Origin of the sequence: Marilutibacter maris (assembly GCF_006546735.2) — a bacterium.
Taxonomy (GTDB): Bacteria; Pseudomonadota; Gammaproteobacteria; order Xanthomonadales; family Xanthomonadaceae; genus Marilutibacter; species Marilutibacter maris.
On sequence record NZ_VICD02000185.1, the window covers coordinates 1 to 15,403 of the forward strand.

12 protein-coding genes are annotated in these 15,403 nt (G+C 64.7%); 7 read left to right on the forward strand and 5 right to left on the reverse strand.

Annotation, left to right across the window (positions count from 1 at the left end):
- The first annotated feature begins 333 nt into the window (after positions 1–333).
- The 3 genes from FKV24_RS20055 to FKV24_RS11005 all read left to right on the forward strand — a co-directional run bounded on the left by FKV24_RS20055 (position 334) and on the right by FKV24_RS11005 (position 3,357).
- Positions 334–747: a pilin gene (locus FKV24_RS20055; protein ID WP_141482414.1), complete on the forward strand. Its 414-nt coding sequence runs from the start codon at positions 334–336 to the stop codon at positions 745–747.
- A gap of 180 nt (positions 748–927) precedes the next feature.
- A complete protein-coding gene (locus tag FKV24_RS11000) occupies positions 928–1,338 on the forward strand; it encodes a prepilin-type N-terminal cleavage/methylation domain-containing protein (protein ID WP_111265671.1) in 411 nt (136 codons plus the stop codon).
- 69 nt (positions 1,339–1,407) lie between these two features.
- Positions 1,408–3,357 carry a hypothetical protein gene (locus FKV24_RS11005; RefSeq protein ID WP_141482416.1) on the forward strand — a complete coding sequence of 650 codons (1,950 nt, stop codon included), beginning with the start codon at positions 1,408–1,410 and terminating at the stop codon, positions 3,355–3,357.
- Positions 3,358–3,375: 18 nt separating this feature from the next.
- Here the strand turns inward: FKV24_RS11005 and FKV24_RS11010 are convergent, their stop codons facing one another.
- From FKV24_RS11010 to FKV24_RS11020, 3 genes are read right to left on the reverse strand one after another with little or no spacing between them, the layout of a single operon-like run.
- A complete protein-coding gene (locus tag FKV24_RS11010) occupies positions 3,376–4,317 on the reverse strand; it encodes a lysylphosphatidylglycerol synthase domain-containing protein (RefSeq protein WP_141482417.1) in 942 nt (313 codons plus the stop codon).
- Entirely contained in the window at positions 4,314–4,943 is a 630-nt protein-coding gene (locus FKV24_RS11015; RefSeq protein ID WP_170288281.1) for a methyltransferase domain-containing protein, read from the reverse strand. Before FKV24_RS11015 ends, FKV24_RS11010 begins: the two co-directional genes overlap by 4 nt.
- Positions 4,936–5,793: a glycosyltransferase family 2 protein gene (locus tag FKV24_RS11020; RefSeq protein ID WP_425481622.1), complete on the reverse strand. Its 858-nt coding sequence runs from the start codon at positions 5,791–5,793 to the stop codon at positions 4,936–4,938. The genes FKV24_RS11015 and FKV24_RS11020 overlap by 8 nt, the downstream gene beginning before the upstream one ends.
- A gap of 134 nt (positions 5,794–5,927) precedes the next feature.
- Between FKV24_RS11020 and pilB the strand changes: the two genes are divergently transcribed.
- From pilB to coaE, 4 genes are all read left to right on the forward strand, one after another.
- Positions 5,928–7,646: a type IV-A pilus assembly ATPase PilB gene (gene pilB / locus FKV24_RS11025; protein ID WP_111265667.1), complete on the forward strand. Its 1,719-nt coding sequence runs from the start codon at positions 5,928–5,930 to the stop codon at positions 7,644–7,646.
- A gap of 308 nt (positions 7,647–7,954) precedes the next feature.
- Positions 7,955–9,214 carry a type II secretion system F family protein gene (locus tag FKV24_RS11030; protein WP_141482420.1) on the forward strand — a complete coding sequence of 420 codons (1,260 nt, stop codon included), beginning with the start codon at positions 7,955–7,957 and terminating at the stop codon, positions 9,212–9,214.
- A gap of 3 nt (positions 9,215–9,217) precedes the next feature.
- The gene (locus FKV24_RS11035; protein WP_141482421.1) at positions 9,218–10,081 is read left to right on the forward strand and encodes a prepilin peptidase; all 864 of its coding nucleotides are present in this window, start codon (positions 9,218–9,220) and stop codon (positions 10,079–10,081) included.
- 93 nt (positions 10,082–10,174) lie between these two features.
- Positions 10,175–10,786: a dephospho-CoA kinase gene (coaE, locus tag FKV24_RS11040; RefSeq protein WP_141482422.1), complete on the forward strand. Its 612-nt coding sequence runs from the start codon at positions 10,175–10,177 to the stop codon at positions 10,784–10,786.
- A 219-nt stretch (positions 10,787–11,005) separates the two neighbouring features.
- Here the strand turns inward: coaE and FKV24_RS11045 are convergent, their stop codons facing one another.
- Both FKV24_RS11045 and secA read right to left on the reverse strand, forming a co-directional pair.
- On the reverse strand, positions 11,006–11,956 hold the full coding sequence (locus FKV24_RS11045) for a Nudix family hydrolase (RefSeq protein WP_141482423.1): 951 nt from the start codon (positions 11,954–11,956) through the stop codon (positions 11,006–11,008).
- 117 nt (positions 11,957–12,073) lie between these two features.
- Positions 12,074–14,815 (reverse strand): preprotein translocase subunit SecA, encoded by a 2,742-nt coding sequence (gene secA, locus FKV24_RS11050; RefSeq protein ID WP_141482424.1) that lies wholly within the window; start codon positions 14,813–14,815, stop codon positions 12,074–12,076.
- Between the last annotated feature and the right edge of the window lie 588 nt (positions 14,816–15,403).

Below are 15,403 nucleotides of genomic sequence, written 5' to 3' on the forward strand. Positions count from 1 at the left end.
CTGCGCAGCAGGAGAGAGGAAGTTGGGAAACCCGGTTCCGGGTCGGCAGACAGAGCGACCGGGGCTGTCCTCCGTCACCTCAGCTCACCTCAAGCTGACAATATTTGTCACATTTCCTCCAATGCATGACAAATAACGTCACTCAAAAAGTGAAACAAATCACAAAAACAGGGTGATGGTGACGGGATTTAGCCTTCATCCAGGCAAGTCTGGCCGCTTGGCACGGGATGTGCGTATATCTCCCTGCACGTGCAGCAAGCACGGCAAGCCGATGGACCGGGGATCCGGGCCGGCAGGCACGTGAAGTTCAACCAACTCCTAGGGGAAACACCAATGAAGAAGCAGCAAGGCTTTACCCTGATCGAGCTGATGATCGTGATCGCGATCCTCGGCATCCTGATCGCCATCGCTCTGCCGGCCTACCAGGACTACTCGGTCCGCACCAAGAACACCGAGTGCCTGAACGTCGCCGCCGCCGCCAAGCTGGCCGTGGCCGACACCTACCAGTCGGACCGCGCCTTCCCGACCGACAACACCGCGGCGGGCTACAGCTTCCAGGCAAGCAGCTACTGCGCAAGCGTCGACGTCGGCGCCGCCGGTGCGATCACCGCAGTTACCAGCAACACCGGCGCCACCACCGTCGCCTCGTTCACGCTGACCCCCGCCACCGCGGCCGGCCGCATCGAATGGGACTGCGCCCACACCGGCGGCGACAACCCCGCCCAGATCCCGAACGAGTGCCGCTAATAACCGAATTACAACTTCGGTTGTTCACGGAGACCCCGGCCTTGCGCCGGGGTTTCTTTTTGTGACACGCAACCCAGAATAGATGGATTGATCGTTCAAGGTTGGCACGTTCATTGCGTCCGTATTTTCTTGGAATCCGCGCGCCACGCCCCGCGTAGCGCCATCATCAGGGGGGACGTCATGAAACACCGCACACAGGGGTTCACATTGATCGAGTTGATGATCGTGATCGCCATCCTGGGCATCCTGATCGCCATCGCCCTACCCGCCTACCAGGACTACTCGGTCCGCACCAAGAACACCGAATGCCTGAACATCGCCGCCGCCGCCAAGCTCGGCGTCGGCGAGGTGTCGCACACAGTCAGCGGCTGGACCGCCAGCGACATCGGCTACAGTTTCATCTCCAGCAGCTACTGCGCGACCATCACGATCGACAATACCGGCACGATCACCGCCACCACCCAGAACACCGGCGCCGACACCATGGCCCAGTTCCAGCTGATTCCAACAAACGACGCGGGTCGCATTTCCTGGCAATGCATCGAAGTCAACAACGTTCCGGCAGCACAGGTTCCATCAGCCTGTCGTTGAATCAGCTAGGCTTCGCGGACACCGCACTCACCAACCCCGGTTCGCCGGGGTTTGTTTTGATCGCCACCCATGAGCTTCCACGTGACATCCCAACAACACGCCCGAATACTGATCTACGTAGCGCTCATTGGCACTGCATTCCTGTATTGGCCTGGCTTGTCCGGCCCCTTCATACTTGACGACCCATTCAACCTTGACCCCATCCAGCTCTGGCTGGATGGACGGGCAAGCATCGCCGAGATCATCTTTGGAAACAGCTCGGGAGTCCTGGGCCGCCCGGTGTCCATGGCAAGCTTCTGGATCACCGTCGCCACTGGCGGGATGCACCCTTTCCCGTTCAAGTTCGGAAACCTGATTATCCACCTTGTCTGCGGACTGCTGATCTGGCAGGTCGCCCGCCGAATACTGGCCCGGGACACACGGCTTGCAGCGCATGCCGAACTGCTCGGCGCAGGCGTCTCGATAGTCTGGCTGCTGCATCCAATCAATGTCAGCACCGTGCTGTACGCCGTACAGCGCATGGCGCAGCTGAGCACCCTGTTCGTCCTGGTCTCGCTCTGGGTCTACGTTTCCGGCCGGACATACCTGGAGCAAGGCCACAACCGCAAAGCCGCTGTTTACCTGTTTGCTGCATTTCCTGCGCTACTGCTGCTCGGCGTTTTCAGCAAAGAGAATGCTGCGGTTGCTCCTGCCCTATGCCTGGTCATAGAGCTGGCCTACTTTCGCAACCCACTTGACACAAAGCAGGTGAAAGGCTTCTTCGGCCTGTTCCTCGCACTGCCTTGCGTATTGGCGCTCACAGCCCTGCTCCTCTCCCCTGAGCGCCTGATTGGACTCTACGATACACGCGACTTCACCCTGACCGAGCGACTGCTCAGCCAACCCAGAGCGCTTTTTGAGTACATCGGCCTGCTGCTATGGCCCCGCGGCGGAGCCATGGGGGTATTTGTGGACGACTTCGCCACCTCAACGAGCTTGATCTCGCCCCCTTCAACGCTGCTGGCAATCCTCGGCCTGTTCGGCGTAAGCATATTTGCCCTGGTCCTTCGCCGGCGCGCCCCAAGCCTTTTTGCCGGATGGTTCCTGTTCCTCGTGGGTCACGGAGTCGAGTCGACGTTCCTGCCACTTGAGCTGTACTTCGAGCACCGCAACTATCTGCCCGGCTTCGGACTCATCGTGGCACTGCTTGGACTTGCGTCTCTGGCAACGTCCAGCAAGATCCGACTCGACGCGCGCTTGGCCCGTGTCCTGACAGCATCTGTTGCCGTTCTGATCACACTGTGCCTGGGTTTGATAACAAGAGATCAAGTTCTGATATGGCGAAGTCAGGAAAGCATCGCCCGTCACGCACTGGAGAACCGGCCAACCTCCCTGAGAGCAATACTTGAGAACACTGGCATAGCCATCAAGAACAGCGACTACGCAACCGCAATGACTCTCACGCGAAACCTGACATCAAGCGACAATCCGCGCCACAGGCTTCTTGGGCATATCCATAGCATCACCGTAGAGTGTCTGTCAGGCCGCGGCGGTTCGCCGGACGACCTGGAATCTGCGACGGAGGAGCGGCTCGACAAGGTATCTCTTTCCGAAGTCCAGGCATTTGGACCGCTTGCCAAGGCGGTGGCAGAAGGACGCTGCGACAAAGCGATCGACGCTTCACAAGTGGGCGACACCATCGTGAAGATTCTTGATCACACGCAAGCCCAGTCCGCCGCCTCGAAGCCCAAGTGGCTGATGAGGACGGCCGCCGCGCAACAGTACATGCGGGCCAATCGCTGGAGTGACGCCGAGGCTCAGGCAGAACTCGCGTGGCAACCCGGTGCCGACGCCGCAGTCGGAGCTTTGCTTACCCAGGTATACATACACAATGGCAAGAAGGAAAAAGCTTCAAGAGTTCTTTCGCAGGTCGCCGATCGCGTGGGCGGTTACGAAATCGGCGGCCAGCGCGAGATTCTGCGTTTACAGCAGAAGATCGATGAGATGACAAGCTTAAAAGAAGAAGCACCCGCGTCCTAGCGACATTCGGCGACCGCCTTACCCGGCTTCATTCCGCCTGCCCCGCGAAGCCAGGGCCAGCAATAGCAGTCCCCCATCACCAAGAAGCGTCAGCAACCTCAACGCTACCGCTAGCAACAGCGCCTGAGGAAATGAAATCAAGCCGGCAAGACCGCCAGCTATCACGGCTTCACGCACGCCAATGCCAGCTGGCGCGAACAAAGCCAGAATTCCGGCGACATGAGCCAACGCCAGGACGGCCACAGCCTGCCCTATTGGAACAGGCAGATCCGAAATTTCGCGGAGTATGAGCCAGAAAGCGGATCCAATCAGAGCATGGGGCAACACATAAAGAGCAAGCAGCCCCAACGTGCTGATCAGACCCGCGGCTGGCTTCACCTTGCTCCCTGCGGGGCGATGCATATGATCGATCACGCGCACCGACACAGGAAAGGCAGCAGCCACCACTGCAACGAGCAGGATACGCAGCATGTCCCAGTGAGAGGCGATCAGTGGCGGCAATGAGGTCAAGCTGCCCACTGCTGCCTCGGGCAGCAGTGCAATACCTACGACAATGCCGGAGCTGACATAGGCCAATTGTTCGACAAGAACGGACGCCCCCACTTCTCGCCAGCTCAAGTGCTCTCTGCGGGCAATCACTAGCTTGCCGAGGAGCAGGCCAAACTTCCCCGGCAGATAACGACCAGCCCATGCAAGAACCTGCGCGGGCATCCATTCAGATGCGGGGAGCCTTACGGCGTAGCGCCAATCTAGCCACAAGCGCCACAGTGCGCCCAGCAAAATGACCATGCCGCACCAGGCGATTACGAACCCGAAGGACTGAGGCCGCAGCAGAATCCCAAGCAGCCGACCATCACCCAGCACATCCATGCGCGCCAGACCCCATGCCATGGCAACGACGACGGCAATGACATAGAGCGCCTTGAGCGCGCGCAGCAGCTTGGTTCGCGCTTCGCTCACTGACGCGGCTTGAGTGACAGAACGGTCCATGGAATCGGCCGCGCCACGTCGCACACTTCAAAGTGAGCCTGGACCTGTCTGCACAAGCCCCGGCTGGACCAGTGCTGGATATGGCCCGGCGTATTGCCGAGATCGCGAACGTACTTGCCCCGACAGAAGTTCAGGAATCGCCAAAGCGGCTCGCGGGGGGTGGACAGAATCACGGCTTCACGACTGACCCGCTGCAGCTCTACCAGGGCCCTCTCCGGAAACTCCAGATGCTCAAGCACCTCGAGCATCACCACCACGTCCACACTCTTGTCCGGAAGCGCCAGCTCGTAGACTGATTGGCGCGCGAACTTCGCTCCCGGATTTCTCGCCGCGGCCTTTTCCAGCAGGGTCTCACCGACATCCGACCCCAGGAAGGACGCCGACTCCGGCAACCATCGCAACAACCGCTGCGAGGAATAACCCGCGCCACAGCCAACTTCGAGCAGAGCGCTCCGCTCTCGCAGGTGGGGCACCAACAGACGATGCACCGCCGAATAGAAGCGATCCAGGAGCATGCCACCGATCCGCCCGGCCTCTTCGTATTTTCCGGTGAACTCCCGATCTGGATCGTGCATGGTATCGGAGCGCTCAGTCACGTTCGCGGACATAGGTCAGAGAGGTGATCTGTTCGGATATCAACCCGATCAGGAACACGATCACCGCCGCGCTCCACAACAGGGCACTCATGTTGGTAAAGCGGCCGTAGTGCCAGAACGTCCACGCATAGTGACCCAGCCCCAACGCAGCGAAACCGGCCGAGGTCGGAGCGAAAAGCTTCAATGGCGAATACAGGGTGGCGATCTTGAAGATGATCAACAAGAATCGGATGCCATCGCGCAGCGGACGGATATGGCTGTTGGTACCGACCCGCCTGGCAACGTCGATCGGCACGTAGGCGACCGGATAGGCGCTGCGGAAGAAGGCCATCGTGCTGGTGGTCGGGTAGCTGAAGCCGTTCGGCAGCAGGTGCAGGAACTCGCGGAAGCGCTCGGCGCGGACCGCCCGGAAGCCCGAGGTCAGGTCAAGGATCCGGTGTCCGGTCATCCAGCTGGCCAGGGTGTTGTACAGGCGGTTGGCCAGGCCGCGATGCAGGTTGGCCTGGCCGCTGCCGTCGCGGGCGCCCACGGCCATGTCGTAGCCGGCCCGGATCCGCTCCAGCAACAGCGGGATATGGGCCGGGTCGTGCTGACCGTCGGCGTCCATGAACACGATCACCTCCCCACCGGCGGCACGGGCACCGCGCTTGATCGCCGCGCCATTCCCCATCGAATACGGCGACGACAACACCCGCGCCCCGGCGTCCCGGGCGACCGCGGCGGTGTCGTCGGTGGAGCCGTCGTCGACCACGATGATCTCGGCCTCCGGCAAGACCTGCTTCAACGCCGGCAATGTCCGCACCAATCCCTCGGACTCGTTCTTGGCCGGCAATACGACTGAAATACGCATGATTCCTCCCCAGACCCGTCAATTTAACCTGAATCGACGACGGAAAAAGAGGCGCTGTGTCGAATCATGACCGATGACTCCCGCCGGGCCCGGGCTTTGCGGTAAAGTCGATCCGGAACGGCTTTGGGGGATCCATGAACACCGTCACGACCGCCAATCTCATCGGCATCACCGGCATCGCCCGCCGCCTGGTCCTGGACGGGGCCCTCGACGAAGCGAGTGCCCGCGAGGCGATGGAATCGGCCACCGCCGAGAAGAAGCCGCTGGCGGCCTTCCTCGCCGAGAAGCGGCTGGTCTCCCAGCCGGCGCTGGCCGCCGCCAATTCGATCGAGTTCGGCATGCCGCTGTTCGACCCCGGCGCGCTCGACCCGGCCCAGTCGGCGGTCAAGCTGGTCAGCGAGGAGCTGATCCGCAAGCACAACGTGCTGCCGCTGTTCAAGCGCGGCAACCGCCTGTTCGTCGGCATCGCCGACCCGACCAACATCCATGCGCTGGACGAGATCAAGTTCCAGAGCAACCTGGTGGTGGACGCGATCCTGATCGACGAGGAGTCGATCAAGCGCAACCTTGATCGCTGGCTGGACAGCGCCGACGTCATGGAGGGCGGCGACGACGAGGGCCTGGAGAACCTGGAGGTCGGCAGCGGCGAGGACGATGCCGGCACCGACTCCGGTGTCGACGCCAAGGGCGACGACACCCCGGTCGTGAAGTTCGTCAACAAGGTGCTGGTCGACGCGATCCGCCGCGGCGCCTCGGATATCCACTTCGAGCCCTACGAGACCGAGTACCGGGTCCGCCTGCGCATCGACGGCCTGCTCAAGCAGATCGCCAAGGTCCCGGTCAAGCTTCAGGCCCGCATCGCCGCGCGCCTGAAGGTGATGTCCCAGCTCGACATCGCCGAGAAGCGGGTGCCGCAGGACGGCCGCATCAAGCTGAACCTGTCCAAGAGCCGGCAGATCGACTTCCGCGTCAGCACCCTGCCGACCCTGTTCGGCGAGAAGATCGTGCTGCGTATCCTCGACGGCAGCGCGGCCAAGCTGGGCATCGACAAGCTCGGCTACGAGGACGACCAGAAGCAGCTGTACCTGGAGGCGATCCAGAAACCGTACGGCATGGTCCTGGTCACCGGCCCGACCGGCTCGGGCAAGACGGTGTCCCTGTACACCGCACTGAACATCCTCAACGACGACACCCGCAACATCTCCACCGTCGAGGACCCGGTCGAAATCCGCGTGCCGGGCATCAACCAGGTGCAGATGAACATCAAGCGCGGCATGACCTTCGCCGCCGCGCTGCGCAGCTTCCTGCGCCAGGATCCGGACGTGATCATGGTCGGCGAGATCCGCGACCTGGAGACCGCCGAGATCGGCATCAAGGCCGCCCAGACCGGTCACATGGTGTTGTCGACCCTGCACACCAACGACGCACCGCAGACCATCGCCCGCCTGATGAACATGGGCGTGGCGCCGTTCAACATCACCTCGTCGGTGACCCTGGTAATCGCCCAGCGCCTGGCCCGGCGCCTGCACGACTGCAAGCGTAAGGTCGAGTTGCCCGAGCACGCATTGCTGGCCGAGGGCTTCACCCAGGAGGAGATCGACGCCGGGCTGACCCTGTACGACGCGGTCGGCTGCCCCGACTGCACCGAGGGCTACAAGGGCCGTACCGGCATCTACCAGGTGATGCCGATGAGCGAGGAGATCCAGGAGATCGTGCTGGCCGGCGGCAACGCGCTGCAGATCGCCGAGGCGGCGCAGAAGGCCGGCATCAACGACCTGCGCCAGTCGGCCCTGCTCAAGGTCAGGAACGGGGTCACCAGCCTGGCCGAGATCAACCGCGTTACCAAGGATTGACCCGCGCATCCACACCACATCCGGTCGGCGGTACCATCCGGAAATGGAGCCTCGCCCATCCCGACGGCACGCTTCCCGCGCTGGATCCGACGCCAGACGGTACCGTGGCCGACGCAGGGAGGATTTAGGGTGTGACCGCAGCCGCTGTCCTGACGCGCAAGGTCAGGATATGCTTGAGGACGGCAATCCGGGCCTGAAGTCCGGGTGGCCGGTCGCCGGGACGGGGGAGCGTCGCGGTCAGGCCAGGGGATGACGCGGCCGTTCTGGCGCGTCGCCATTGCTAATCATGTATTCACTGGGGGCTCTTCATGTCCGCTACCCGTACCGCAGCCAAGCCGCAACCCGCCGTCCGCCGGGCCAACCCGATGGAGATGTTCGTCTGGGAGGGCACCGACAAGCGCGGCAAGGTCATGAAGGGCGAGCAGCCCGCCAAGAGCGCGAACATGCTGCGCGCCGAACTGCGCCGCCAGGGCATCACCCCGAGGGTGGTCAAGGCCAGGGGCAAGCCGCTGTTCGCCGGTGCCGGCTCAAAACCGATCACCCCGCGCGACATCGCCATCATGAGCCGCCAGCTGGCGACGATGATGAAGTCCGGCGTGCCGATCGTGACCGCGCTAGAGATCATTGCCGGCGGCCAGAAGAATCCGAAGATGAAGACCCTGGTCAACACGATCCGGGCCGACCTGGAAAGCGGCCTGTCGCTGTACGAGGCGTTGTGCAAGCACCCGGTACAGTTCGACGAGCTGTATCGCAACCTGGTCCGCGCCGGCGAGGCCGCCGGCGTGCTGGAGACGGTGCTCGACACCATCGCCAGCTACAAGGAAAACATCGAAAGCCTGAAGGGCAAGATCAAGAAGGCGCTGTATTACCCGGCCACGGTCATCGCGGTGGCGATCCTGGTCAGCGCGATCCTGCTGGTGTTCGTGGTGCCGCAGTTCGAGAAGACCTTCGCCAGCTTCGGCGCCGAGCTGCCGGCCTTCACCCTGATGATCCTCGCCGCCAGCGACTTCATGATCGCCTACTGGTGGGCTGTCCTGTTGATAGTGGTCGGCAGTGGCGTGGCCTTCGTGATGGCCAAGAAGCGGATTCCCGCCTTCGCGCACTTCCTCGACCGGATGTCGCTGAAGCTGCCGATCGTCGGCCAGATCCTGCACAACTCGGCGATCGCCCGCTTCGCCCGCACCCTGGCGGTGACCTTCCAGGCCGGCGTGCCGCTGGTCGAGGCGCTGGACACCGTTGCCGGCGCGACCGGCAACGTGGTCTACGAGAAGGCCGTGCTCAGCATCCGCGACGATGTCGCGGTCGGCTACCAGGTCAACATGGCGATGAAACAGACCAACCTGTTCCCGCACATGGTGATCCAGATGGCGGCGATCGGCGAGGAGGCCGGCGCGCTGGACACCATGCTGTACAAGGTCGCCGAGTTCTACGAGGAAGAGGTCAACAACGCGGTCGACGCGCTGTCGAGTCTGCTCGAACCGCTGATCATGATCATCCTCGGCGTGATCGTCGGCAGCATGGTCGTGGGCATGTACCTGCCGATCTTCAAACTGGCGGCGACGATCTGACACATGGCGTATCTGGACCAGAACCCGGCCATCGGCTATCCGCTGGTGGCCGGCCTCGGACTGCTGGTCGGCAGCTTCCTGAACGTGGTGATCCTGCGCCTGCCCAAGCGGCTGGAGTGGGAGTGGCGGCGGGACGCCCATGAGATTCTCGAGGACACCGACAACTACGACCCGCCTCCTCCGGGGATCGTGGTCGAGCGCTCGCACTGCCCGCACTGCAAGCACCAGCTGAGCTGGTACGAGAACATCCCGGTGTTCAGCTGGCTGGCCCTGCGCGGGCGCTGCCGCAACTGCAAGACGCCGATCTCGATCCAGTACCCGCTGGTGGAGCTGCTGACCATGCTGCTGGTGCTGGTCAGTGTCTGGCAGTTCGGCTTCGGCTGGCAGGGCTTCGGCGCGGCGTTGTTCTCCTGCTTCCTGATCGCCGGCTCGGGCATCGACTTCCGCACCCAGTTGCTGCCCGACCAACTGACCCTGCCGCTGATGTGGCTGGGACTGATCGCCAGCGCCGACAACCTGTACTTTCCGGTCAAACCGGCCCTGCTCGGCGCCGTCGCCGGCTATCTGAGCCTGTGGTCGGTCTGGTGGGTGTTCAAGCAACTGACCGGCAAGGAAGGCATGGGACACGGCGATTTCAAGCTGCTCGCCGCGATCGGCGCCTGGGTCGGCCTGAAGGGCGTGCTGCCGACGATCATGCTGTCGTCGCTGGTCGGCGCGATCATCGGCTCGATCTGGCTTGCCGTGAAGGGCCGCGACAAGGCCACGCCGATCCCGTTCGGCCCCTACCTCGCGATTGCGGGCTGGATCGTGTTCTTCTGGGGCGACCGCCTGATCTCCGCCTACCTCGAATACTCCGGACTGGGTTGACGTCCCGCGGGGGCGACCCGGCTACGTTTCATGCCCCCAGGGCCTTGAGGCATGTGGCGCATCTCGCCCCATCGGCTGCGACATAATGCCGCCATGAGCGAATTCATCATCGGCATCACCGGCGGCGTCGCCTCGGGCAAGAGCGCGGTCACGGCCCGGTTCCAGGCCTTGGGCATCGTCGTCGCGGACGCCGATCTCGCCGCGCGCGACGCGGTTGCCGCCGGCTCGGAGGGACTGGCCGAGGTCGTCGCGGCGTTCGGCAGTCGGATCCTGACCGCCGACGGGCACCTGGATCGCGCGGCGATGCGCGCCCGGGTATTCGCCGACGTCGACGCCCGTTCCCGCCTGGAAGCGATCGTCCATCCGCGCGTGCGCAGGCAACTGATGGCCGAATGCCAGGCGGCGACAGGCGAGTACGCAATCGCCGCAATCCCGCTGCTGGCCGAGGGCGGGGGCCGCAACGCCTATCCGTGGCTGGACCGGATCCTGGTCGTCGATACCTCCATCGAAACCCAGCGCCGACGCCTGATGGCACGCGACGGGATCGATGCGGACCTGGCCGAACGCATGATCGCGGCCCAGGCCGACCGTCGGCAGCGGCTGGCGCTGGCCGACGACGTGATCGTCAACGATGGCCCGATCGAGGCGCTCGACGCGCACGTGGCGGCCCTGGACCGCCGTTACCGCGCCCTGGCCGCCGCATAGAGGCGCAAACACAGCCGTAGGAGCGGCGTAAGCCGCGATGAAGCCTTTCCATCGCGGCGCGGCTCACACCGAGCCTCTGGCTGTGCTCGGCGCTTGGCTAGCTTGTCGGAGTGGCTGGCCTTGCGATCCCCGTGCCCCATCGAGGCGATGTCCCGCAGGAGCCGCGTGAGCCGCGAGGGCGGCTGCCCCATCCCGGCTTGCCCCGCGCCTGCGAACGCCCTACCCGCCCGGCCACAGCGCGCGGATCGCCGCCACGCCCTGGGCGCCGTGCTCGCGTGCCTCGGCCAGATCCCCGGGGCCGAGGCCGCCAATCGCGTATATCGGCATCGACACATGTTCGCGCAGCGCGGCGAAGCCGGACCAGCCCATCCCGGCAACGCCAGGATGGCTCGGCGTCGACCTGATCGATCCCAGGACCACGAAATCGCAGCCTACCGCCTGCGCATGCCTGAGCTCGTCGAGTCCGTGGCAGGAAGCGGCCACCATCCGCCCTGCCGGCAACGGGCGGCGCTTGCTCGTACCCAGCGTCGCGGCCTTCAGGTGCACTCCGACGCCCAGCGCCTCGGCCAGCGCGGGATCGTCATTGATCAGGACTTCCGCCTTGGCCTTGCGGCAGCGACGGATCGCGGCGGCGGCCAGGCGCTGCCAACGCTCCGCATCGACGCCCGGCGCGCGCAGTTGCACCCGGCGGACACCGCCCGCCAGCGCCGCGTCGAGCCCGGCCAGCCATCGCGCGTCGTCGTCTCCGGGCGCCGGCGATACCAGATAGAGCCCCGGCTGCCGCAACGCCGCCACCACCGGCAGGTCCGCCGGGGGCATGGTGTAGCGGGCCAGCTTGTCCATCGGCACCCACGCCATGGCCTGCTGCTCGCGCGCGCGCGGCGTGCCGTCCCAGTCGTCGACATGGCGAACGTCCAGGCACAAGCGTTTGTGCGGGTAGCGCTGCGGAACCTTGATCAACGGCGCCCCGGGACGGACCCGGATGCCGAGCTCCTCATCGAGCTCACGGACCAGCGCCGCCTCAGGGGATTCTCCGGGCTCGCGCTTGCCGCCCGGAAACTCCCACGAGCCGGCCAGATCGCGCCCCTCGGTCCGGCGGGTCAACAGGACCCGGCCACGAGCGTCGCGGATCACCCCCGCGACCACTTCCACGATGCGTGAGGCCTTCATGGCCGTCCCTGGATCCTCTTGTCCGACGGGACGCCTCCGCGGCCCGCAACGCGTCCAGCGCCCCTCGCCGCCGCGCCACCACCATGGGTAAGGCGGGGCGGCCTGGGGGGCGCGACGTCAGTCGAGCTGCCCATGGCAGTGCTTGTATTTCTTGCCGCTGCCGCAGGGACATGGATCGTTGCGACCGACCTTGGGCATCGCCCTCGCGGCCTGCTGGAAACCTTGCCCCGGGGCCGCCGTGGCGGCGGCCTCCTCGTCGGCGCCGTAACCGCCCGAGTCCGCATGCTGGAACTGCATCTGCCGCGCCTTGGCCTCGGCGGCGGCACGCTCCTGCGCCTCCATCGTCGCGATCTCTTCCTCGGTGCGGATACGCACCCGCGACAACAGGGTGACGACCTCGCGCTTGACCTTGTCCAGCATCTCGCTGAACAGCTCGAAGGCTTCCTTCTTGTACTCCTGCTTGGGCTGCTTCTGGGCGTAGCCGCGCAGGTGGATGCCCTGTCGCAGGTAATCCATCCGCGCCAGGTGCTCCTTCCAGTTCTGGTCGAGCACGTTGAGCATGATGTGCTTCTCCAGCTGGCGCATGGTCTCAATGCCGAGCTGCGCCTCGCGCGCGGAGAAGTGCGCATCGACCGCCTTCAGTACGTGCTCCTCGATGCCCTCGGCGTCCAGCGACTGGCTGTTGGCGACCAGTTCGGTCAGCGCGACCGGCACGCCCAGTTCGCTCTCCAGCGCGGCCTCCAGGCCCGGCAGATCCCACTGTTCGTCGACCGAGTCGGCCGGCACGTGGCGCGCGACCAGGTCGGCGACCACGTCGTAGCGGATGCCGTCGATGTTCTCCTGCACGCTGTCGGCGACCAGCAGCTCGTCGCGCTGCCCGTAGATGACCTTGCGCTGGTCGTTGTTGACGTCGTCGAAGTCGAGCAGGTTCTTGCGGATGTCGAAGTTGTGGGCCTCGACCTTGCGCTGCGCGTTGGCGATCTGCTTGGTCACCAGCGCGCTCTCGATGATGTCGTCCTCCTTCAGACCCATCCGCGCCATCACCTTCTGCACCCAGTCGGCGGCGAAGATGCGCATCAGGTTGTCTTCCAGCGACAGGTAGAAGCGCGACGAGCCCGGATCGCCCTGGCGGCCGGCACGACCGCGCAGCTGGTTGTCGATGCGGCGGCTCTCATGGCGCTCGGTGCCGATGATGTGCAGGCCGCCGGCCGCCTTGACCGCGTCGTGGCGCTGCTGCCATTCGGACTTCATGCGGGCGCGGGTCACCTCGTCCAGCGGCGCGCCGGCCTCGGCCTCGGCGGCCTCGATCTCGGCCTCCAGCGAGCCGCCGAGGACGATATCGGTACCGCGGCCGGCCATGTTGGTGGCGATGGTGATCGCGCCCGGCTGGCCGGCCTGGGCAACGATGTGCGCCTCGCGCTCGTGCTGCTTGGCGTTGAGCACCTCGTGATGGATCCCGGCCTCGCGCAGCTGGCTGCTGAGCAGCTCGGACACCTCGATCGAGGTGGTGCCGACCAGCACCGGCTGACCATTGGCGTTGGCTTCCTTGATCTCGTTCAACACCGCCCGGTACTTGCCATTGCGGTTCAGGAACACCGCATCCGGGTGATCCTTGCGCTGGATCGGCTTGTTGGTCGGGATCACCACCACTTCCAGTCCGTAGATGTTCTGGAACTCGTAGGCCTCGGTGTCCGCGGTACCGGTCATGCCGGCCAGCTTGTTGTACATGCGGAACAGGTTCTGGAAGGTGATGCTCGCCAGCGTCTGGTTCTCGCGCTGGACCGGCACCCCCTCCTTGGCCTCGACCGCCTGGTGCAGGCCGTCGGACCAGCGGCGCCCGGCCAGGGTGCGGCCGGTGAATTCGTCGACGATGATGACCTCGCCGTCGCGGACGATGTAGTCGACATCGCGCTGGTAGATCGCGTGCGCGCGCAGCGCGGCGTTGAGATGGTGGACGACGGACAGGTTGTGGCCCGCGTACAGGGCGTCCTCGTCCTGCAGGATGCCGGCCTTGCGCAGCAACTGCTCGGCGTGCTCCTGACCGGCTTCGGACAGGTACACCTGCTTGCTCTTCTCGTCGACCCAGAAGTCGCCGATCGCGTCCTCGGACTGCTGGCGGACCAGGTTCGGGACGATGCGGTTGACCTTGATGTACAGCTCCGGCGACTCGTCGGCGGGGCCGGAAATGATCAGCGGGGTGCGCGCCTCGTCGATCAGGATCGAGTCGACCTCATCGACGATCGCGAAGTTCAGCTCGCGCTGGAAGCGGTCCTCCTTCGACAGCGCCATGTTGTCGCGCAGATAGTCGAAGCCGAACTCGTTGTTGGTGCCGTAGGTGATGTCGGCGGCGTAAGCCTCGTGCTTGTCGCCATGCGGCATGCCCGGGTAGACCACGCCCACGCTCAGGCCCAGCCAGTTGTACAACCGCCCCATCCAGGCCGAGTCGCGCCGGGCCAGGTAGTCGTTGACGGTGACCACGTGCACGCCCTTGGCTTCCAGCGCGTTGAGGTAGACCGGCAGGGTCGCGACCAGGGTCTTGCCCTCGCCGGTGCGCATCTCGGCGATCTTGCCCAGGTGCAGGACCATGCCGCCGATCAACTGCACATCGTAGTGGCGCATGCCCAGGACACGACGCGAGGCCTCGCGGCAGACCGCAAAGGCCTCGGGCAGGATCTTGTCGAGCGATTCGCCGTCGCGGATGCGTTGCTGGAACTCCGGCGTCTTGGCCTGCAGCTCGGCGTCCGAGAGCTTCTCCATCTCCGGCTCCAGCGCATTGATCTTGACGACGGAGCGTTGCAGTTGGCGCAGCAGGCGATCGTTGCGACTGCCGAAGACACGGGTAAGCAGGCTGTTGAGCATTGACAGAACCGGTTGTGGGTGTGGGAATCCCGACGGGTCGGGGCTCCTGTGGAACGGGCCAGCGCGTGCGCCAGGCCCCCAAAAATAGAAAAGGGCGCCGCGCGCCCCCTCTGGCACTGCGATTGTAGCTGGGGGCGAGGAGGCTTGCTTACAAGGCACTGCCTTGTAAGCCGACGAGCGCCCGAGGCCCGTGGCCGAGGGCCGGAACGAGGAGACCTCCCCTCAAGGCATTGCCTTGCAGGCTTCCGAGCGCCCGGAGCGGCTGTGCCGCGCAGGGCCGGGGATGAGGCACCCTTCCCCTCGGAGCCACCTTGGCCATCCAGGAGCCCGTAGGAGCGGCGCAAGCCGCGATCCCCGGGCTGTGCCCGGGAATCCCCAAAGTTTGCTGCGCAAACCATGGGCCCCGCCGTTGCGCTGCCATTCCCCCATCCGCACCTGCGGCGCGAATCGCCCCCTGACTCAGGGGGAACGATATCCGGCTGCGCCCGGATATCTCCCAAAGTTTGCTGCGCAAACCATGGGCCCCGCCGTTGCGCTTCCACACCCCCATTCGCATCTGCGATGCGAATCGCCCCCTGACTCAGGGGG

Coding starts and splice junctions, on each gene's coding strand:
- FKV24_RS20055 (WP_141482414.1), top strand. CDS start 334: ATGAAGAAGCAGCAAGGCTTTACCCTGATCGAGCTGATGATCGTGATC.
- FKV24_RS11000 (WP_111265671.1), top strand. CDS start 928: ATGAAACACCGCACACAGGGGTTCACATTGATCGAGTTGATGATCGTG.
- FKV24_RS11005 (WP_141482416.1), top strand. CDS start 1,408: ATGAGCTTCCACGTGACATCCCAACAACACGCCCGAATACTGATCTAC.
- FKV24_RS11020 (WP_425481622.1), bottom strand. CDS start 5,793: ATGCGTATTTCAGTCGTATTGCCGGCCAAGAACGAGTCCGAGGGATTG.
- pilB (WP_111265667.1), top strand. CDS start 5,928: ATGAACACCGTCACGACCGCCAATCTCATCGGCATCACCGGCATCGCC.
- FKV24_RS11030 (WP_141482420.1), top strand. CDS start 7,955: ATGTCCGCTACCCGTACCGCAGCCAAGCCGCAACCCGCCGTCCGCCGG.
- FKV24_RS11035 (WP_141482421.1), top strand. CDS start 9,218: ATGGCGTATCTGGACCAGAACCCGGCCATCGGCTATCCGCTGGTGGCC.
- coaE (WP_141482422.1), top strand. CDS start 10,175: ATGAGCGAATTCATCATCGGCATCACCGGCGGCGTCGCCTCGGGCAAG.
- FKV24_RS11045 (WP_141482423.1), bottom strand. CDS start 11,956: ATGAAGGCCTCACGCATCGTGGAAGTGGTCGCGGGGGTGATCCGCGAC.
- secA (WP_141482424.1), bottom strand. CDS start 14,815: ATGCTCAACAGCCTGCTTACCCGTGTCTTCGGCAGTCGCAACGATCGC.